A 19,327-nucleotide genomic window follows, 5' to 3' on the forward strand; every position below is an offset into this window, starting at 1 on the left:
ATTGAAAATAAATCTTTGAATTTAACCTTGTCTTTATTAATTGCATTGTCTATAGTGTATATAGTTCCAGCAATAAGTTGATAGCCTACAAATATGAAAACCACTAATGGAATTAATATTGCTAGTATTAATGTAATTAAGGCACTACCAATAGGTTGTTGCATTGCCATTGACATTAAAAACTTATATATTGCTGGTTGAACTGGTATAAAAGTTAGAACAGTCAAAGCAAATAATATGATAAAACTTACAATTGTGAATAGTAAAATTTTAGCATTTTGCGGTTTAGCATTTTGTAATGCTAGTTTATGAAATTTAAACAAATTTTAAGCACTCCTTTTTAGTGATAAGCATATGCTATCAAAAAATTAGAGATTTTAAAATTAATAGGTAACAAAATGGCTATAAAATGTTAAAATGACCAAATGAGAAAATGTTGAAAGGAGATATCATCATGAAATTTGCAATTCTTACTGATGTACATGGCAATTTTGATGCGTTGGATACAGTATTGGATGATATTGATAGAAGAAAAGATATAAATAAAATATATAACCTAGGCGATAATATTGGTGTAGGCCATGAAACAAATAAAGTACTTGATGAAATATTTGAAAGAGATGATATGGAAATTATTGCAGGTAATCATGATGAAGCGGTGATGTCAATTGTTAACGATACGCCTTATCCTGAAGACTTAAAAGATAAATTTTATGAACACCACCAATGGATTGAAAGTCACTTAGACGAAGATTATTATGATAAATTAAATGCGTTACCTCGTGTTATTGAAAAAACTATAAATCATAAAAAAATCATGTTCATTCATTATGAAATCCCAAATGATAAATTGAACACGCCAATTGATGGGCAGCCGTTTAGTCCCATTGTGGAACCTACAGAAGAAAATATTAAATCACTATTCGAGGATAAAGAAGCAGATTTAATTGTTTTTGGTCATAATCATACGGTTCATTTGTTTGATGATAAATCTAAAGTTTATTTTAATCCTGGATCTGTTGGATTGAATAATGGCGCATATGCTGTATATGGTATTGTTACTATCGATGAAAATGAATTTTCATTTGAAAGGGTTAAAGTTCCTTATGATAATGAAGAATTTATAAGAGGTTTTAAAGAAAAACAAGTGCCAGCTAAAGAGCTGATATTTGATAAATTTTTATAGGCATAAAATGTTTTGGATTTGTTATATATTTTAAAAGAAATTTAAATAATAAAAGTGACTAGATTGATATTGCTTATTTTAAGCTTTAAAATCTAGTCACTTTTTATTTTTATTCATGTTATTTTTCTGTATAAATAGTTGAACATAAAGTATTGTTGTCATGATTATGATATTCTGTTTCAAACTGTATTGTCATATGTTGAATGTTTAAATGTGTTAGACGATGTTCGAGTAAGTTTAAAAGTAGTTCACCTTCTTCAATTGTCATGTCATTTGGTACAACTGCATGACAACTTAAAGCATTTATTTCGTTAGAAATAGTCCAAATATGACAATCATGTACATTTATAATTTGCGCTTCACTTGTAATAGCACTTATGATTTCACTCATATTGACATCACTTGGCGTACCTTCCATCAATATATTGATGGATGATTTTGTTATCCCCCAACTACTTTTAATAATAAGTAGAGAAACGATAATACTCGCAATAGGATCCGCAAACGTCCAATTAAATGCCCAAATAAGAATGGCTGCTGTAATGGCTCCGACAGAACCTAATAAGTCACCAATTACATGGAGAAATGCACCACGCATGTTTATATTATGATCTGTATCTCCACCTTTAAACATAAAGGAAGCAACAACGATATTAACGATGAGTCCAATTACACTGATAATAAACATTTCTGTAGATTTTACAGCTATTGGATTAAAGAACCGGTCGATTGCTTCTATAATTATAAAAATACCGATAACAAATAGCGTTACGCCATTAAATAATGCTGCTAATATTTCGAAGCGTTTGTAGCCAAAAGTCTTAGATTTAGTAGCGTGTTTTTCAGAATAAATAAAAGCTAATAAAGCCACACCTAATGAAATTGAATCACTGAACATGTGTAAACCATCAGATAATAGTGCTAAACTATGTGCTAAAAAACCTCCGATGATTTCAACAATCATAAATATACCAATAATTAAAAAGCTAATGAGCAAGATTTTTTTATTATTGGTATGTACATGTCCATGTGTATGATTGTGTGTGTGATTGTGTTCGTGTTGTTGAGTCATATAGGTCCACACCTTTCATTATAGTTTTATAGTTTGTGATTTGCGTGATGTATTGCTTGTTTTAGTAAATCAGTTACATGTGTATCGTCAATTGAATATATCATTGACTGGCCTTCTCGGGTAGATTTGACTAGGTGGGCTTGTTTGAGTATACGTAACTGATGTGACACATTAGATTGGCCCATATTTAAAGTGTGCGCAATATGTCCTACACTGCTAGAACTTTGAGATAATAAGTGCATGATGCGTATGCGATTTGTTTCGCTTAATGCTTTGAAAATATCGGTTACATGATTTAATGTTTCAGTGTTTATTGATGCATCCACAAAATTCACCTCTATATATGAATATATTAGTATATATTCATATATTAATACTTTCGTACTAATATGTCAACAAAAAGTGCATAATTGTTTCAAATTCTTATAGAAGTGGTAGACTTTTAGTATTAACTTAATTAAGGAGGTACTAATATGAGTATTTTAGTTATTGGCGCTAATGGTGGCGTTGGTCAACATTTAGTAGAACAATTGAAAGAAAAAGATATAGACTTTACCGCTGGAGTTAGAAAAGAATCTCAAGTTGAACAGTTAAAAGAAGAAAATATCAAAGCAACATTGATTGATGTTGAAAAAGATGATATTCAAGCTTTAACTGAAAAATTCAAAGGTTTTGATCGTGTAGTATTTTCTGTTGGTTCAGGTGGTAGTACAGGTGCTGATAAAACAATTATTGTAGACTTAGATGGTGCTATTAAAGCTATTAAAGCAAGTGAGGCAAATCATGTTAAGCAATTTGTTATGGTGTCAACATATGATTCTAGAAGAGAGGCATTTGATGCTAGTGGAGACTTGAAGCCTTATACAATTGCTAAACATTATGCTGATGAATATTTAAAACAAGCATCAGTATCATATACGATTGTACATCCTGGTGTTTTATTAAATGATGATGGCACAAACAAGATTGAAGTAGGAGCCTTTTTTGAAGGTAGAGGCTCAATTCCAAGAGAAGATGTCGCTTCAGTTATCAATGAAGTTGTAACAACTGATGATTATTTAAATACTGAATTCCAAATTATTAGTGGAGATGTGGAGATACCACAAGCTTTAGATAATTTTAAAAATAAATAATTAATAGTTACAAAGATGGGCCAATTTACAACTTATAGTAATTTGGTCCATTTTTAACTGAAATATCTATTATTTTAATAAATTTTATGAAGAAAATTTGATACAATAATAGATATCGTTTGGAGGTAACTATGAAGATTTCAAACACTAAAATTTATGAACAAGTCGCAGATACTTTATTGGAAAGCATCAAATCTGGAAATTATCAAGTCGGAGATAAAATACCATCGATACAAAAGCTCAGTAAAGAATTTGGTGTGAGTGTGGCTTCGGTAAGAGAAGCTTTGAATGCATTAAGAACGATAGGCGTATTAGAAATAAAACAAGGATATGGGACATTTGTAAAACAAATTGAACCAACTTTTTTTGAATTAGGAGATAAATTTAATTCAGTAGTTCAGATAAAAGAATTGTTAGAGTTAAGAGAAATTGTTGAAAGCGCCACCGTTAAAATGGCTGCTTGTCATCGTACAGAAGCAAACTTAATTGATTTGAAAAATGCTTTGAATCGAATGGGGGAAGCGATAACAGATGGCACGTCAGGAGAAAGAGCTGATTTAGAATTCCATTTATTAATTGCTAAAGCTGGCAATAATTCTTTATTAGTTGAATTACTAAATAATATATCTGAACTCATGCAAGATTCTATGAAAGAAACAAGAAAGATATTTATTTATAGTAAACAAAAAACAATGAATAAATTGCTAGAGGAGCATGTAGTCATTTATAATGCGATTGCTAACAAAGATGATGTAGAAGCAGTTAAAGCAATGGAGTCACATTTATTAGAAGTCAAAGAAACAATATTAGCCAACTTCAAAGAAAAATAGATTTGAGAAAGCATCATGGCGATTATCTTCAAATTTATTTTAATGCTTTCCAAATTCATAAAGTCTAAGGCGAGTATAATTAAATTTCAATGAATAAAAAGCCCAAACTATAGCAGTTTGGGCTTTTATTGCAAATTTTAAATTTTGAACAGTAATCATCTGATCAAAATCATCATAATTCATTACCTTATATGTAAAAGAATCTGAGTCTTTTAAAGACTCTAGTATCATTATAATGTGAAAAATATTGACAAGGCAAGTCTTTATTTAAAAAATTTATGACAATTGAATAATTTTATTGTCAAATTCAACTGAATGTAATTGAATCACATTAATTTAACTATACGTCTATGAAACGTATTGATATAATAATTATTGATTTAAATATGAGTAAACGTTGAAGAGACAGTTTATAATGCGCTAAGATATGTGATACAATTTCAATAGTTCTGTCAAATTAATTTTAAAATGTAATATTAATAGTATAAATTTATATTTTTCTAAATTGTAAATATCAGATTAAACAATATATTAACTAAGTTTGGAGGTGTGGTGAATGCCATTATTTTTAAAACCAGTATTACATGAGAAAATTTGGGGTGGCACAAAGTTGAAATCACTCGGTTATGATTTGCCGGCTGAAAATATTGGAGAAGCATGGGGGATTTCAGCACACTCAAATGGAAAATGTGAAGTGTTGAATGGGCCTTACAAGGGGCAGACACTAGATATGGTATGGGAAAATCATCGGGAATTGTTTGGTGATTTCCCAAGCCAAGAGTTTCCATTAATGACAAAAATTGTAGATGCAAAAGAAGCATTATCAATCCATGTGCATCCTGATGACGCATACGCTTATGAAAATGAGAATGGACAATATGGTAAGTCAGAATGTTGGTATATCATCGATGCAGAAGAAGACGCAGAAATCATTTATGGCGTGAATGCAGATTCGAAAGATATTGCAGTGAATCAAATCAATGAAACTGACTATGCAAATTTATTTAATAAAGTTAAGGTTAAGCCGGGAGAATTTTATTTTATACCAGCAGGAACGGTCCATTCTATAGGTGCTGGTGTACTTGTCTATGAAACAATGCAATCTTCTGATGTCACTTATCGCGTATACGATTTTGGTCGAGAGGAAATAGCACATCATAGCAGAGGATTGGATCAAGCAAAAGCAAAGGATGTCATCGAAGTTACTCAAGAAAATATTAATATAGCTACGGATACTGAAATTATTGAAAATCATAAGCGAATTCAACTTGTTTCAAATGACTTTTTTACAATGGTTAAGTGGGAAATATCTGGCACATTAAATTATATGAAACCGAGAGAATTTGTTTTAGTTTCTGTATTAAAAGGCGCTGGACAAGTCATAGTTGATGGAGACATATATGATGTAACACAAGGTCAAAATTTCATACTAACTTCAGACGATTTAGATACAATTTTTGAAGGGAATTATGAATTAATTATAAGTTATTTATAGAGAATAAAAACGGAGTGTTTTAAAATGTATAATTATTTATATGTATCGTTAATTTGCGGCTTATTAGCTGGCGCAGGGATATTTTTAAAAATACCTATTTTCCCTTCATTTTTCTTACCCGTAATTATTGGTGCAATTGGTATAATTGCTACATTAATTACGATACCTAACAAAGAAATAAGTGGATTATTAAAACTTGGTGGTGTACTCATTAATTTAATGCCAATTATGGGTGCATTGACGATGGTTCAATAATCAATAAATTTAGTGTCTTTACTTTTGAAGTTAAAGATACTTTTTTTATAAGTAATAATCATTAGTTTTATTAATTAAATCAAATTCAGTTTGGACGAAATGGATATTAATAATTAAAATGAATCAGTTTTATAATTAAAAGATTATAAAATTTACTTTAGCGATAAAATATTTATGGTAAAATAGAATTTAAATTGGAGGTGGGCTAAATGTCGAAATCTCGAGGTTTATTGATGACATTTATTATTGCGCTTATTGCAACCATTATGGGAAGCAAATTTCCAGTAATAGGAAGTGCAATCTTTGCCATTGTTATAGGTATTCTTTTAAATAACTTTATTGAAATTCCCAAAAAATATCGTGCCGGTATCCAATTTAGTAGTAAAAAAGTATTGCATTATAGTATTATTGTTCTCGGTTTTACGTTGAGCTTTCAATCTATAGGTTCAATTGGTTGGAAATCTCTGCCAATTATAATTATAACTTTATTAGCTGCATTTATAATCGTGTTTATTTTGATGAAAATATTTAAAATAAATGAAAATCTTAGCATCCTGATTGGGGTTGGGACATCTATCTGTGGTGGGTCTGCGATTGCTGCCACAAGCCCAGTTATCAAGGCTAAAGAAAACGAAGTAGCATTTGCTATTTCAACTATATTTTTATTCAACTTAATAGCAGTTTTTATATTCCCACCACTCGGTCATTTAATGAACATGGGGCAAACGGCTTTTGGATATTTTGGGGGTACGGCAATAAATGATACATCTAGTGTTATTGCTGCGACTTCTAATTACGGAAATAAAGCATTAGAAACTGGTGCAATTGTAAAATTAACACGGACGTTAATGATTATTCCAGTAGTATTATTTTTTACATATAGAACGATTCGTAAAGAAAAATCTAAACAAACAGGCACATCGATCAAACAAATCTTTCCATGGTTTATAGTTTGGTTTATTATAGCCTCATTAATTAGTACAATTTTTAATTTTTCACCAACTGTTATTCATATATTTCAACAAATATCACTATTCTTAATAACGATGGCAATGGCAGGTATAGGATTAAATGTAGATTTCAGACAATTTAAACAAGCTGGTGCAAAGCCGATTTTATTAGGGCTAGTGACTTGGATTGTAGTAATAATAACAAGTTTGATATCAATGAAATTGATTAATTTATTGTAATCGTTGTTTGCGGATTAATTTTTAAATATAATGAGAAGATAGAATTTTTTATATGAGATAAGGAGTATCTAAATGGCAGAGGAAACAAATTATTTTTGGTTAAATTGCGGATATAATCGCTGGAATCATAACGAACCATTAGTGGGTCAAACAACATTATTTGAATCAGGTGCTCAATTTAATCCGTCACAAGGTTTCCGATCTTTTAAGCAAGCTAAAGTAGGAGATAAAGTTGTATTTTATCAAGTACAGATGGATACTGGTTTACTAGGATTTGGTGAAATTACTAGCGTTCAAACAGGCGCACAGAATAAAATTCGTGTTCATTTTCAGTTGTTAGAACAATTGAAACCATTAACTGCTGATTACTTAAAAAGAAGTGAACAATTAGAATTTCGTATTACTAATATGAAAGAAACACTATTTAATCAAATTACAAAAGACGAATTTGACTTAATCGTGAGTTTGGGTAAAGGAGAAACGAAAATACCTAGATATTTCTTTATATCAGAGGAGCAAGAATTCGAACCCAATTCTTATAATACGTTGTTTACACACACATATAATGGTATTAAACGAAATGGATACCATTTTTATAGACAACTTGAAATTGGAGACCAACTCGTTTTTTATAATAAACATAGAGAACAATCAGTGATTGGTGTTGGTGAAGTAAGTCAACATTTACATGAAAAATCTCCAATCCCTGGTCGTACAAATAGTACAGCGATAGAGGTTTATTTTGAAAAAGAAATCGAGCCCGTAACATTAAGTACATTAAATAAACACCCAAAATTAAAAAACTTATATTATTTACAAGAAAATGCAAAACAAGCGATTGCGAGTATGTCACGTACACAATTTGATGCAATACTTGAAATGAGTGAAAACGATGGAATGAAATCTCAGTTTGAAGCAGTTAAAAGTCAAGATGTTATTGATAAAGCAGATGAGGATGTAAAACCATTTATTCTGTTAGTAGTTGATAAAGGCGAAGGTCTAAAAGCTGCAGAAAACTTGCTACAAAAGACAAATGCTAATCCAGTAATTACGGCAGGGCATCCAGATTTTACAGAGGATATGTTATATGGTAAATATTTACCAAATGAGGCGGGTGCTTTGTATTATAGAGAGGGTTTCATTACTAATCTTATGCCAAGAAATGATAAAAGTTATCTGGTTATTGATAATTTTAATCGTATAGATCCAGACATTTTTCAAACTTATATTAATGTTTTAGAAGGCTATGAAATGACATTACCAAGATATAATAGAGATGGAAGTATGGTTAAATGGTCCAGAAAAAAAGATTCATTTTATCATTTTAATCCCAATTGGCATATCGTTGGCATTACGTATGATATCATAAATGATATAAAACAAAAATATACTGAACAGTTTTTAAAATATGCAAGAATTGTTAAGGTAAATCAAGATTAAAATCACAGTTTAAAAATAGTGAATAAGCGTCTGGGACATCATTGGTTCGTCCTGGGCGTTTTTATATTATCTGTAGAAGACTAAAGCTCAATTCAGGTAAAGTTTAATACTTTTTCTATTCTAGTCATCATTACTGTGGTGAGGTGACGAAATATTTTAAATAAAATGAGATTTCTGCCCAATTTTGTATGTGAAATAAATACTTAAGGAGACCTAATAATATATTTCATATAATGATTTATTTTTATCATTTTAGGATATAATAGAACTGTGAATAAATAATTTATATTTTATGGTTACAAATCATAAAAGGAGATGAAGGCATGCCAATAATTTATTACGATGGTAACTGCGTATACTGTTACAATTACGCAATTTGGCTTATTCAAAATGGGTTGTCTAGACGTTACCAATTTGCAAAACTTCAAGGTTCTACAGCTCAAAATATGTTTGAAAATTATCCAGAAACAAAACAACACGATAGTGTTATTTTGCAAGAAGGAGCCCAATTTAAGTATAAATCAGATGCAATAGCATCATTGATTTCATCTTTAACAAATTATAAATGGATTGGCTTATTATTATATATAACCCCTAAATGGTTAAGAGATTTTGGTTATCAACTTTTTGCAGATAATAGAAACAGAATGTGGAAAACACATTGGCACAAACCTAATGATTATGAGCAATCATTTTTTATTGACTGAATGCATAGATGGAGGAAAAGAATATGGGAAACATAGTTGTGATTGGTAGCGCATCAATTGATTTAGTGGTAAAAACAGATATTTTACCTAATGTAGGTGAAACAGTAATGGGGGAATCATTTTTCACAAATCCTGGAGGTAAAGGTGCTAACCAAGCTGTTGCGGCTGCACACTTAAGCGACCATGTTTATATGATCGGGGCTGTAGGCGATGATGATAATGGACAGCAAATACTTTCAAATCTTAAAAAAAACAATGTAAATACAAAGTATATGGATATTATTGAAAATGAAGCGTCAGGAACTGCACATATAACGTTGTTTGAAGATGATAATCGAATTGTTGTAGTGCCGGCAGCAAATAATTATGTAACGCCAGATAAAGTAATTCCAAAACTAGAATTTTTTGCTGCTGGCGATATTATTGTAATGCAACATGAAATACCTGAAGAGACTATTAAAAAAGTAGTGGAATATGCACAAAAACATGAAATGAGGGTAATGTTAAATCCTGCACCATTTCGACCATTAGATAAAGAAATAATTGAGAAAGTTAATTGGTTGACGCCAAATGAATCAGAAAGTGAACTATTATTTGAAAATGAAGTTGATAAAGCTCTTATGATGTATCCTGAAAAATTAATCGTAACTAAAGGGGCTGCGGGTGCATTGTTTTACAGTGATTCTCAACAACTTGTTAAGGGATATAAAAAAGAAGTAGTTGATACTACAGGGGCTGGAGATACGTTTAATGGTGCGCTAGCAGTTGCTCTAATTGAAAATAAGTCATTAGAGGAAGCAGTTAATTTTGCCAATTTAGCTGCTAGTTTTTCAGTTACAGGATTAGGTGCTCAAGGTGCAATGCCATACAGAAAAGAACTAGATTAAATGACTTAATTCAGGGTATAATATAAGTGAGTGATTAAGCTGCATTCTAAATTATAATAATTATAATTTAATACTGATAAACACTTTACAGATTGTAATTATTATAATATAATAATTATTGTAATCGAAAATTGATTGTCGCTTAGTTACGACAAAAATTTAAAGGAGAGATTTTTGATATGTCAAAAAATAATGAAGAAGTTGTAAAAGTATTAAACCAACAAGTAGCAAACTGGACAGTTGCATTCACCAAATTACACAATTTTCATTGGTATGTAAAAGGACCAAATTTCTTCTCACTACACACAAAATTTGAAGAATTATATGATGAAGCAAGTCAATATATAGATGATTTAGCAGAGCGTATTTTAGCAGTAGACGGTAATCCAGTAGGTACATTAAAAGAAAGTTTAGAGTTATCAATTATAGATGAAGCAGGTAAAGGTTATACAGCAGAACAAATGGTTGAAGCATTATCAACAGATTTTGAAAATATTTCAAAACAATTAGAAGAAGCAATTGAAGTTGCTTCTAATGCCGAAGATGATGTAACTGAAGATATGTTTATCGGTATGCAAACCAATATTGATAAACATAATTGGATGTTAAAATCTTATTTAGGAAAATAATAGTTTATAGATAGACAAACAGTATTTATATTTAAAACAGTAAAAGACAGGAATCAAATTTTTCATTTGATTCCTGTCTTTTTTGTAATAGAGATAGAAATAAGAACTTACTTCATGTATGAACGTTATAAAATTTTATTCAGCAATTTCTAATGCTATTTCCATCATTTGAGTAAATGAGTTTTGACGTTCTTCTGCAGTAGTAGCTTCATCACGTAGAATATGATCACTTACAGTGAAGACGCCTAATGCCTTTTTATTAGCAAAAGTTGCATTTAAGTATAATGCAGCAGATTCCATTTCAATGCCTAAGATGCCCATACGTTGCCATTTTTCGTTAAATGTTGGATCGGCATTATAAAATGTGTCTGAAGAAAGAATATTACCAACATGCGTAGTAGCACCAATTTCATCCGCTTTTTGTTTTGCTTTTAACATTAAGTCAAAATCAGCTAAAGGCGCATAGTGACCTGGAATATTATATTGCTCTACATAGCTCGAATTTGTAGAAGCACCTTGAGCAATAATGATGTCATATAGGTTAACGTTTTCTTGTAAAGCGCCACATGATCCAATTCGAATAATTGTGTCGACATTGAAAAAATTATATAGTTCGTATGAATAAATACCAATACTTGGAATACCCATTCCAGAACCCATCACAGAAACTTCTTTTCCTTTATAAGTGCCTGTATAACCAAACATGTTTCTAACTTCATTAAATTGTTTTACATCTTCTAAATAGTTATCAGCGATATATTTAGCTCTCAAGGGATCCCCAGGCATTAAAACAGTTTTAGCAATTTTAACTCCGTTAGGTTGAATATGTGGTGTAGATTTTGTCATAGACTTCTTCTCCTTTAAATTCTTTTATCAAAATAAAGATAACATTTGTTTATTATTTTTGCGAATTTTTGTAATATAGAGGTAAAGCACTTGTTGTGATGTTATTAATTTTTTAGAATAGTAATGACTTTCAAGAATTAGAATAATTTCATACAGTTAATATATTAGGAGGAATTAGAATGAATTATGCAAAATATATAGATCACACTTTACTAAAACCGGAGTCTACTAGAGCACAAGTAGATAAAATTCTTGATGAGGCAACAGAATACCATTTTAAGTCAGTGTGTATTAACCCTACACATGTTAAATACGCAGCTGATAAATTACAAGATACTGACGTATTAGTATGTACAGTTATTGGTTTTCCATTAGGTGCTACAAATACTGAAGTGAAAGTGTTTGAAGTAGAAGATGCTATTAAAAATGGCGCATCAGAAGTAGATATGGTTATCAATATTGGTGCCTTAAAAGACGGACGTTATGATGAAGTCCAAAAAGATATTGAAGGCGTAGTAGCAGCAGCTAATGGTAAAACGGTAAAAGTAATTATTGAAACTTGCCTTTTAACTGATGATGAAAAAGTAAAAGCTTGCGAACTCAGTAAAGCAGCAGGTGCTGACTTTGTGAAAACATCAACTGGATTTGCTGGTGGTGGTGCCACACCTGAGGATGTTAAATTAATGAAAGATACAGTCGGAGATGCATTAGAAGTTAAAGCTTCAGGTGGTGTCAGAAACTTAGAAGATTTCAATAAAATGCTAGAAGCTGGTGCTACTCGAATTGGCGCTAGTGCAGGTGTACAGATCGTCCAAGGATTAGAAAGTAATTCAGATTATTAATCACTATCTTTAAGTTTAAATTGAGACATATAAAGAAATAAATGTCTAACAGGGGAGGCCAACTCAAATGAGAATGGTAGATATTATTGAAAAGAAACGTGATGGTCAAGCTTTAACAAATGAAGAAATAGAATTCTTTATTAATGCTTATACCAGTGGTGAAATACCAGATTATCAAGCTTCGAGTTTAGCGATGGCAATTTTTTTCCAGGATATGAATGATCAAGAAAGAGCAGCACTTACAATGGCAATGGTTAATTCTGGTGACGTGATTGATTTATCAGCGATTAATGGGATAAAAGTTGATAAACATTCTACAGGTGGTGTTGGAGACACAACGACACTAGTATTAGCTCCATTAGTAGCTTCTGTTGGTGTTCCTGTGGCTAAGATGAGTGGTAGAGGATTAGGTCATACTGGCGGCACAATTGATAAATTAGAATCAGTTGAAGGGTTTCACGTTGAAATTAGTGAAGATAAATTTGTTGAACTTGTAAATGAAGCAAAAGTAGCTGTAATAGGACAAACTGGGAATTTAACACCGGCAGACAAAAAGCTTTATGGCTTACGTGATGTGACTGGAACAGTTAATTCAATACCACTGATTGCATCTTCTATTATGAGTAAAAAAATTGCCGCTGGCGCTGATGCTATTGTATTGGATGTCAAAACAGGCAATGGTGCCTTTATGAAAACAATCGAAGATGCTGAAGCACTTGCACATGCGATGGTTAGTATTGGTAATAATGTTGGCCGAAACACGATGGCGATTATTTCAGACATGAGTCAACCATTAGGTAATGCAATAGGTAATGCCTTAGAAGTTAAAGAGGCGATTGAAACACTGAAAGGTCAAGGTCCAAAAGATTTAACTGAGTTAGTTATGACTTTAGGTTCGCAAATGGTAGTGGTTGGCGGCAAAGCTAAAGATTTAGAGGAAGCCCGAGCATTATTAGAAAAAGCAATTGAAGATGGTTCAGCATTGGAAAGTTTCCGTACATTTTTAGAAAATCAAGACGGTGATGGCTCAGTAGTTGATGATGTTAGTAAACTACCACAAGCGCGTTTTCAAATTGATTTACTTTCGCAAAAATCTGGTACAGTAACCGAAATTATTGCCAATGAAATCGGTGTTGCATCTATGATGTTAGGGGCAGGTAGACAAACTAAAGAAGATGATATTGATTTAAGTGTTGGCATTGTCCTTCACAAAAAAGTAGGAGATTCAGTTGATGAAGGCGAAGCTTTATTAACGATTCATAGTAACCGTGAGCAAATTAATGATGTTAAGGAAAAATTAAATCAAAGCATTACGATAAGTTCACACGGCGAAGTTCCTACGTTGATTCATAAAATAATTACTGAATAGGAGATGGAATGATGGCTATACCATTTAAAAGGGTACATTTAATTGTCATGGATTCAGTGGGTATAGGCGAAGGGCCTGATGCAAAAGCATTTAATGATGAAGGCAGTCACACTTTGAAGCATACGCTTGAAGGTTTTGATAAATCATTACCTAATTTACAAAGGTTAGGTCTAGGTAATATCGCTGCATTACCTAATGTCAAAAAAGTGTCTAAACCAGAAGCGTTTTATACTAAGATGAGTGAAGCTTCTGTAGGTAAGGATACGATGACGGGCCATTGGGAAATTATGGGCTTAAATATTATGCAACCTTTTAAAGTTTATCCTGATGGATTTCCACAAGAATTAATCAGTGAAATTGAAACGATGACAGGTCGAAAAGTAGTTGCAAATAGACCAGCTTCTGGTACACAAATTATTGATGAGTGGGGAGAGCATCAGATGAAAACTGGAGACCTGATTGTCTATACATCAGCAGATCCAGTACTTCAAATTGCGGCACATGAAGATATTATTCCACTCGAAGAATTGTATGATATTTGTGAAAAAGTAAGAGAACTAACTAAAGATCCAAAATATTTAATTGGTCGAATCATTGCACGACCATATGTAGGTGAACCAGGTGCTTTTACAAGAACTTCTAATCGACATGATTATGCGTTAAAACCATTTGGACGAACAGTGATGAATGAGTTGAAAGAGAATCAATTTGATGTGATTGCATTAGGAAAAATCAATGACATTTATGATGGTGAAGGTGTTACTGAAGCAATTCGAACAAAAAGCAATATGGATGGCATGGATAAGCTCATAGAAACTGTACAACGTGAATTTAAGGGGTTAAGTTTCTTGAATTTAGTGGATTTTGACGCTCTGTATGGACATCGACGTGATAAAAATGGATATGCTGAGGCATTGAAAGATTTTGATGAGCGTTTACCAGAACTTATCAAACATCTTAAAGATGACGACTTAGTAATCATTACTGCAGACCACGGCAATGATCCTACGGCACCGGGGACAGATCATACAAGAGAATACATCCCAGTCCTAATGTTTAGTCCTAAAATAAAAGATTACCATGAACTATCTACGGACGATACGTTTAGTTCTATAGGTGCTACAATTGCGGATAATTTTGACGTTACATTACCAGAATTTGGTCGAAGCTATTTAAAAGAAATGGGTGTCGATAAATGAAGCGGTTATTAAGCTTGATTTTAGGCTGTGGCTTCATGATTATTGGTGTCTTACATTTTAAACATGAGTCACGTTTTAGAAAAATTGTACCTGAATATTTACCATTTAGAAAATCTGCGGTTATTATTTCGGGTGTAGTCGAAATAATTTTTGGCTTGCTTTTAATAGTTAATAGACCTGGCCAATGTCTCAAGAAAATGATTAATATGTTTTTATTAGCAGTATTGCCTGCAAATATTTATATGGCAAGAAAAAAATTGCCACTAGGCGATAAACAACTGCCGAATAGTTTGTTATACAGTCGAATCCCACTACAATTTGTCTTAATAAAAATCGTGAACAAACTATAGAGTGAACAATCAATAGTTGCGTGACTGGATATACATTATAAAGCGCCATGGTTAGAATGCTCTGGTTATAGACTAAACGCCAATTTCTATTAAATTAATATAGAAATTGGCGTTTTCTATGTTTTATATATTATAGTTAAGGTGTAAACTTGAAAATACAAAACTTATACGATAACATCATTTCTTTTAAAAATGGAAAAAATATAAAAAATACCATTTTTCAATTTTGTTTTAATTATCATTAGCGCATTGAGTTACTACTTTTTTACATTAAATGCCATTAATACAAAGAAATAAAGATTCCAATATGGACTTGTTTTTAAAGTGTTTTAATTTGAAATTACATATAAATACGGTGTATTTTGGCGAGACGCTTGAGGGAACGGAACAATCTGAAGACGACAGGCTGAAGTCGTCCTCTTAAGCAAGCGAGCCAACAATAATACGCCGCAGTATTGAATAATAAAAAAGCACGCAGATGTATTAATTAAATCATCTGTGTGCTATTTTTCTAGGTTTTATGTCTCAGATTCTTGTGTATTTTGACATTAGATGATAACGATTCAAATCAAGCAATCTTTTTAAATAAATTAGAATATTGTCAGTGCTTATTCAAAAATAGTTACTTATATTTTGAATTTGATTTTTGTATCTTATTTTACAACGGTAATAAGATATTATTTGCCTTCGCCATAAATATCATGCCATTGATTCTTTTTATCTAAAAATGCTTGTGCAATTTCTTTGGCACCTTCTAATGAATGGCTAGCAGCCCAACCACATTGTACTTCATTACATGCTGGAACTTCTGTAGCAGATAATACATCTTGAAGTGTTTGTTCAATTATACTTAACACATCATCATAATCACTATGATTGATAAAAGATACGTAAAAACCAGTTTGACAACCCATTGGACTTATATCAACAACTTTATCTGAATGATTTCTAATATTTTCAGCCATTAAATGTTCAAGTGAGTGTAAACCAGGCATTTCCATATGTTCTTTGTTTGGTTGTTTAAAACGAATGTCATATTTATGGATAACATCTCCATTAGCACCTTCCATTTTACCTGCAAGTCGAACAAATGGTGCTACTACTTTGGTATGATCTAAATTAAAACTTTCAACGTTCATTTTTGGCATGTGATGTCCTCCTAAAATAATAATTATCATAATTGTAACAAGACGTAACGCTATTTACAATTTCTATAAATTTTAGAAAACATAACTAAATATCATTTTTTAAAATTTCAGAAAAATAATGACAGAATTAATCAAAACGGATAGAATAAGTAATAATAAAAATGTATTTTGCACATTTAGTATTAAATATGCTTTATTTATAAGTTTTATAATACGTGTGAAATGTTGTAGTACAAGGGAGTTGTATTGAAAATGACACATGAACAAATCATACTAGATTATATAGAAAATGAAAAATTAACATACATAGAATTGAGTCACCTTATTCATCAAAGACCTGAATTAGGTAATGAAGAAATATTTGCTTCAAGAACGTTAATTGAAGATTTAGAGAAGCATGGGTTTGAAGTTGAAACAAATATTGCAGGTTATGCTACAGGCTTTATTGCGCGTTATGATTCAGACATCGATGGACCAACTATTGGTTTTTTAGCAGAATATGATGCTTTACCAGGCTTAGGACATGCTTGTGGACACAATATTATAGGTACGGCAAGCACATTTGCAGGTATCGCATTGAAGCATGTCATTGAGCAAACAGGCGGTAAAATCGTAATACTTGGATGTCCTGCCGAAGAAGGCGGTGTCAATGGCAGTGCAAAAGCTGCATATGTAAAAGAAGGCATTATAGATGAATTAGATGTTGCTTTAATGGTACATCCCGGAAATGAAACTTACAAAACAATTAACACATTAGCGGTAGATGTTTTAGACATTAAATTTTATGGTAAAAGTACACATGCGTCTGAGAATGCTGAAGAAGCAAGAAATGCTTTAGATGCAATGATTACATATTTTAATGGCGTGGCTCAGCTAAGACAGCATATCAAAAAAAGTCAAAAAGTTCATGGTGTTATATTAGATGGTGGAAAAGCTGCTAATATTATCCCAGACTACACACATGCGCGCTTTTATACACGTGCAACATCTCGTAAAGAATTGGATATTTTAACTGATAGAGTAGGGCGAATTGCAAAAGGAGCCGCGATTCAAACGGGATGTGACTATGAATTTGGTCCCATACAAAATGGTGTTAATGAATTTATTAAAACACCCAAATTAGATGATTTATTTGCAAAATATGCTACGAAAATGGGAGAGGCAGTGATAGATGATGATTTTGGTTTTGGCTCGACAGATACGGGTAATGTAAGTCACGTTGTACCAACGATTCATCCTCATATTAAAATAGGTTCTAGAAATTTAGTGGGACATACACATCGTTTTCGAGAGGCGGCAGGAAGTGCCCATGGAGATCAAGCTTTAATAAGAGGTGCTAAAATCCTTGCATTAATGGGATTAGAATTAATAGAAAATCAAGCAGAACTTAATGAAATAGTTGAACAGCACCAATATATAAAGGGGAACAAAAAATGAAAAAACTAAGTACTCAACACCCTAAATTAACACTTAGTGATTTATACAATGATGATGTCGTATATACTTCTAGACCATCTTATATTTCCAATCCATGGTTAGAACCAGAGGAACATCAATCTAATTTTTTGACTGGTAGGGAATTGATTATAGCTGATCAAATGCCTGTTATTGTGCATCAAGCAAGTGTCACAAAGAAATTGGAAATGTTATTGGAATTGATTGGCAAACCAATGCCGACCAATATCTATACTTTTTATGATCAAACTTCGTACGAAAAAACAATAAAAAAACTTGCCAAACAAGACAATAAACGCATTTATTTTCAATATATTCATAGTGAATCTATTTTAGAAAAAGAATATTACGCAATGGATAAAGATATTTTTGTTGCATTAAATAATAAAGCACGCATTCCAGAATGGACGAATCAAAAATATTTACCTGCACGTGAAGTGGTAAAAGTAGAAGCGTTTGAAGATGCGATTACAAACTGGACGTTTCCTTTTGTCTTGAAGCCTGGTGATGACTTACCAACTGCAGGCGGTTATGGCGTGATGATATGTTATGACGATGAGGACTTGATTAAAGCAAAATCACGTATTGAACAAGCAAAAGATGAGACTGACACAATTATTATCGAACAAAAAATTCAGGAAATAGCTAATTATTGCGTGCAATTTGCATGTGAAAAAGAAGGGGATATTCACTATATAGGTACTTCAGAGCAAATTACAGACAAATATGGACATTATAGTGGTAATCAAAATGTACATGATGTGCCTGAATCAGTCATTCAAGCAGGCAAAGAAATCATGGAAATAGGTGTGTCGAAAGGTTATTTTGGGATCGCGGGTTTTGATTTACTTATAGATGAGCACGGTGATATATTTGCGATTGATTTAAATTTTAGACAAAATGGCTCAACAAGCATGCTTTTATTAGATCCATTAATTCAGTCTGGATATCAAAAGTTTTATAGTTATATTGCACCTCATGATAATGAACATTTCTTCCAAACAATTATAAAATATGTTCGTAAGGGTTGCTTGTTTCCGCTATCATATTATGATGGTGATTGGTATAATAATGAAAACGTTCCTTCAAGATTTGCATGTATTTGGCATGGACAGTCTCAAGAACAAGTTGATAAACTAGAACAACAATTTTTAAAAGAATTAAAAATATAATCAGTAATATAGGAAAAATTCAGTTAATAGGATTTGTTAACTTAGTTTATTGTTTAGATATATTAAAATTTTAATATTTATTGTATGACGTTAATTGACTATAGTATTATACTCATTTATAT

The 19,327-nt window shown here is 31.7% G+C and carries 20 protein-coding genes and 1 pseudogene; 16 read left to right on the plus strand and 5 right to left on the minus strand.

Translation table 11 applies throughout. From position 1 onward, the window contains the following. Positions 1-323 (minus strand): annotated as a pseudogene (locus tag CD150_RS02415) (hypothetical protein); the annotation flags it as partial. Positions 324-454: 131 nt separating this feature from the next. Here CD150_RS02415 and CD150_RS02420 point away from each other — a divergent pair. Then, positions 455-1,186 carry a metallophosphoesterase family protein gene (locus tag CD150_RS02420; protein WP_064209826.1) on the plus strand — a complete coding sequence of 244 codons (732 nt, stop codon included), beginning with the start codon at positions 455-457 and terminating at the stop codon, positions 1,184-1,186. Positions 1,187-1,304: 118 nt separating this feature from the next. Here the strand turns inward: CD150_RS02420 and czrB are convergent, their stop codons facing one another. Beyond that, a complete protein-coding gene (gene czrB / locus CD150_RS02425; RefSeq protein WP_073346163.1) occupies positions 1,305-2,258 on the minus strand; it encodes a CDF family zinc efflux transporter CzrB in 954 nt (317 codons plus the stop codon). 26 nt (positions 2,259-2,284) lie between these two features. Then, on the minus strand, positions 2,285-2,584 hold the full coding sequence (locus CD150_RS02430; protein ID WP_080937829.1) for an ArsR/SmtB family transcription factor: 300 nt from the start codon (positions 2,582-2,584) through the stop codon (positions 2,285-2,287). A gap of 147 nt (positions 2,585-2,731) precedes the next feature. Here CD150_RS02430 and CD150_RS02435 point away from each other — a divergent pair, with 147 nt between their 5' ends. From CD150_RS02435 to CD150_RS02475, 9 genes are all read left to right on the plus strand, one after another. After that, the gene (locus CD150_RS02435) at positions 2,732-3,391 is read left to right on the plus strand and encodes an SDR family oxidoreductase (protein WP_073346158.1); all 660 of its coding nucleotides are present in this window, start codon (positions 2,732-2,734) and stop codon (positions 3,389-3,391) included. 131 nt (positions 3,392-3,522) lie between these two features. Beyond that, the gene (locus tag CD150_RS02440; RefSeq protein ID WP_046207724.1) at positions 3,523-4,221 is read left to right on the plus strand and encodes a FadR/GntR family transcriptional regulator; all 699 of its coding nucleotides are present in this window, start codon (positions 3,523-3,525) and stop codon (positions 4,219-4,221) included. A 556-nt stretch (positions 4,222-4,777) separates the two neighbouring features. Beyond that, positions 4,778-5,716, plus strand: a complete 939-nt coding sequence (locus CD150_RS02445) for a type I phosphomannose isomerase catalytic subunit (protein WP_103161315.1) — start codon at positions 4,778-4,780, stop codon at positions 5,714-5,716. 24 nt (positions 5,717-5,740) lie between these two features. Beyond that, on the plus strand, positions 5,741-5,971 hold the full coding sequence (locus CD150_RS02450; RefSeq protein ID WP_103161316.1) for a hypothetical protein: 231 nt from the start codon (positions 5,741-5,743) through the stop codon (positions 5,969-5,971). A gap of 209 nt (positions 5,972-6,180) precedes the next feature. After that, entirely contained in the window at positions 6,181-7,161 is a 981-nt protein-coding gene (locus CD150_RS02455; RefSeq protein WP_046207727.1) for a YeiH family protein, read from the plus strand. Positions 7,162-7,233: 72 nt separating this feature from the next. Continuing rightward, on the plus strand, positions 7,234-8,601 hold the full coding sequence (locus CD150_RS02460; RefSeq protein WP_103161317.1) for an EVE domain-containing protein: 1,368 nt from the start codon (positions 7,234-7,236) through the stop codon (positions 8,599-8,601). Between the two features lie 323 nt (positions 8,602-8,924). Further along, complete coding sequence (locus tag CD150_RS02465) at positions 8,925-9,308, plus strand: thiol-disulfide oxidoreductase DCC family protein (RefSeq protein WP_070657401.1); 384 nt, start codon at positions 8,925-8,927, stop codon at positions 9,306-9,308. A 23-nt stretch (positions 9,309-9,331) separates the two neighbouring features. Further along, the gene (rbsK, locus tag CD150_RS02470) at positions 9,332-10,195 is read left to right on the plus strand and encodes a ribokinase (RefSeq protein WP_046207730.1); all 864 of its coding nucleotides are present in this window, start codon (positions 9,332-9,334) and stop codon (positions 10,193-10,195) included. Between the two features lie 179 nt (positions 10,196-10,374). After that, positions 10,375-10,824: a Dps family protein gene (locus CD150_RS02475; protein WP_046207731.1), complete on the plus strand. Its 450-nt coding sequence runs from the start codon at positions 10,375-10,377 to the stop codon at positions 10,822-10,824. Positions 10,825-10,959: 135 nt separating this feature from the next. Here CD150_RS02475 and deoD read toward each other — a convergent pair whose 3' ends face one another. Continuing rightward, positions 10,960-11,670 (minus strand): purine-nucleoside phosphorylase, encoded by a 711-nt coding sequence (gene deoD, locus CD150_RS02480; protein ID WP_046207732.1) that lies wholly within the window; start codon positions 11,668-11,670, stop codon positions 10,960-10,962. Between the two features lie 179 nt (positions 11,671-11,849). Here deoD and deoC point away from each other — a divergent pair, with 179 nt between their 5' ends. From deoC to CD150_RS02500, 4 genes are all read left to right on the plus strand, one after another. Continuing rightward, a complete protein-coding gene (gene deoC / locus CD150_RS02485) occupies positions 11,850-12,512 on the plus strand; it encodes a deoxyribose-phosphate aldolase (protein ID WP_073346152.1) in 663 nt (220 codons plus the stop codon). A gap of 67 nt (positions 12,513-12,579) precedes the next feature. Continuing rightward, positions 12,580-13,881: a pyrimidine-nucleoside phosphorylase gene (locus tag CD150_RS02490; RefSeq protein WP_073346147.1), complete on the plus strand. Its 1,302-nt coding sequence runs from the start codon at positions 12,580-12,582 to the stop codon at positions 13,879-13,881. 11 nt (positions 13,882-13,892) lie between these two features. Beyond that, positions 13,893-15,080, plus strand: a complete 1,188-nt coding sequence (gene deoB / locus CD150_RS02495; protein ID WP_073346134.1) for a phosphopentomutase — start codon at positions 13,893-13,895, stop codon at positions 15,078-15,080. Next, on the plus strand, positions 15,077-15,430 hold the full coding sequence (locus CD150_RS02500; protein WP_073346129.1) for a DoxX family protein: 354 nt from the start codon (positions 15,077-15,079) through the stop codon (positions 15,428-15,430). Before deoB ends, CD150_RS02500 begins: the two co-directional genes overlap by 4 nt. Before the next feature lie 677 nt (positions 15,431-16,107). On the opposite strand, the gene CD150_RS02505 is transcribed toward CD150_RS02500, so the two are convergent. Continuing rightward, positions 16,108-16,578, minus strand: a complete 471-nt coding sequence (locus CD150_RS02505; protein ID WP_046207737.1) for an S-ribosylhomocysteine lyase — start codon at positions 16,576-16,578, stop codon at positions 16,108-16,110. A gap of 252 nt (positions 16,579-16,830) precedes the next feature. Here CD150_RS02505 and CD150_RS02510 point away from each other — a divergent pair, with 252 nt between their 5' ends. Continuing rightward, positions 16,831-18,015 carry a M20 family metallopeptidase gene (locus tag CD150_RS02510; protein ID WP_073346125.1) on the plus strand — a complete coding sequence of 395 codons (1,185 nt, stop codon included), beginning with the start codon at positions 16,831-16,833 and terminating at the stop codon, positions 18,013-18,015. Then, positions 18,012-19,205, plus strand: coding sequence for an L-aspartate--L-methionine ligase LdmS (ldmS, locus tag CD150_RS02515; RefSeq protein ID WP_046207739.1), 1,194 nt, complete (start codon positions 18,012-18,014; stop codon positions 19,203-19,205). The genes CD150_RS02510 and ldmS overlap by 4 nt, the downstream gene beginning before the upstream one ends. The last annotated feature ends 122 nt before the right edge of the window (positions 19,206-19,327 follow it).

The sequence above is a fragment of the Staphylococcus ureilyticus genome, from assembly GCF_002902235.1.
Classification (GTDB): domain Bacteria; phylum Bacillota; class Bacilli; order Staphylococcales; family Staphylococcaceae; genus Staphylococcus; species Staphylococcus ureilyticus.

Coding starts and splice junctions, on each gene's coding strand:
- CD150_RS02420 (WP_064209826.1), top strand. CDS start 455: ATGAAATTTGCAATTCTTACTGATGTACATGGCAATTTTGATGCGTTG.
- czrB (WP_073346163.1), bottom strand. CDS start 2,258: ATGACTCAACAACACGAACACAATCACACACACAATCATACACATGGA.
- CD150_RS02435 (WP_073346158.1), top strand. CDS start 2,732: ATGAGTATTTTAGTTATTGGCGCTAATGGTGGCGTTGGTCAACATTTA.
- CD150_RS02440 (WP_046207724.1), top strand. CDS start 3,523: ATGAAGATTTCAAACACTAAAATTTATGAACAAGTCGCAGATACTTTA.
- CD150_RS02445 (WP_103161315.1), top strand. CDS start 4,778: ATGCCATTATTTTTAAAACCAGTATTACATGAGAAAATTTGGGGTGGC.
- CD150_RS02450 (WP_103161316.1), top strand. CDS start 5,741: ATGTATAATTATTTATATGTATCGTTAATTTGCGGCTTATTAGCTGGC.
- CD150_RS02455 (WP_046207727.1), top strand. CDS start 6,181: ATGTCGAAATCTCGAGGTTTATTGATGACATTTATTATTGCGCTTATT.
- CD150_RS02460 (WP_103161317.1), top strand. CDS start 7,234: ATGGCAGAGGAAACAAATTATTTTTGGTTAAATTGCGGATATAATCGC.
- CD150_RS02465 (WP_070657401.1), top strand. CDS start 8,925: ATGCCAATAATTTATTACGATGGTAACTGCGTATACTGTTACAATTAC.
- rbsK (WP_046207730.1), top strand. CDS start 9,332: ATGGGAAACATAGTTGTGATTGGTAGCGCATCAATTGATTTAGTGGTA.
- CD150_RS02475 (WP_046207731.1), top strand. CDS start 10,375: ATGTCAAAAAATAATGAAGAAGTTGTAAAAGTATTAAACCAACAAGTA.
- deoD (WP_046207732.1), bottom strand. CDS start 11,670: ATGACAAAATCTACACCACATATTCAACCTAACGGAGTTAAAATTGCT.
- deoC (WP_073346152.1), top strand. CDS start 11,850: ATGAATTATGCAAAATATATAGATCACACTTTACTAAAACCGGAGTCT.
- CD150_RS02490 (WP_073346147.1), top strand. CDS start 12,580: ATGAGAATGGTAGATATTATTGAAAAGAAACGTGATGGTCAAGCTTTA.
- deoB (WP_073346134.1), top strand. CDS start 13,893: ATGGCTATACCATTTAAAAGGGTACATTTAATTGTCATGGATTCAGTG.
- CD150_RS02500 (WP_073346129.1), top strand. CDS start 15,077: ATGAAGCGGTTATTAAGCTTGATTTTAGGCTGTGGCTTCATGATTATT.
- CD150_RS02505 (WP_046207737.1), bottom strand. CDS start 16,578: ATGCCAAAAATGAACGTTGAAAGTTTTAATTTAGATCATACCAAAGTA.
- CD150_RS02510 (WP_073346125.1), top strand. CDS start 16,831: ATGACACATGAACAAATCATACTAGATTATATAGAAAATGAAAAATTA.
- ldmS (WP_046207739.1), top strand. CDS start 18,012: ATGAAAAAACTAAGTACTCAACACCCTAAATTAACACTTAGTGATTTA.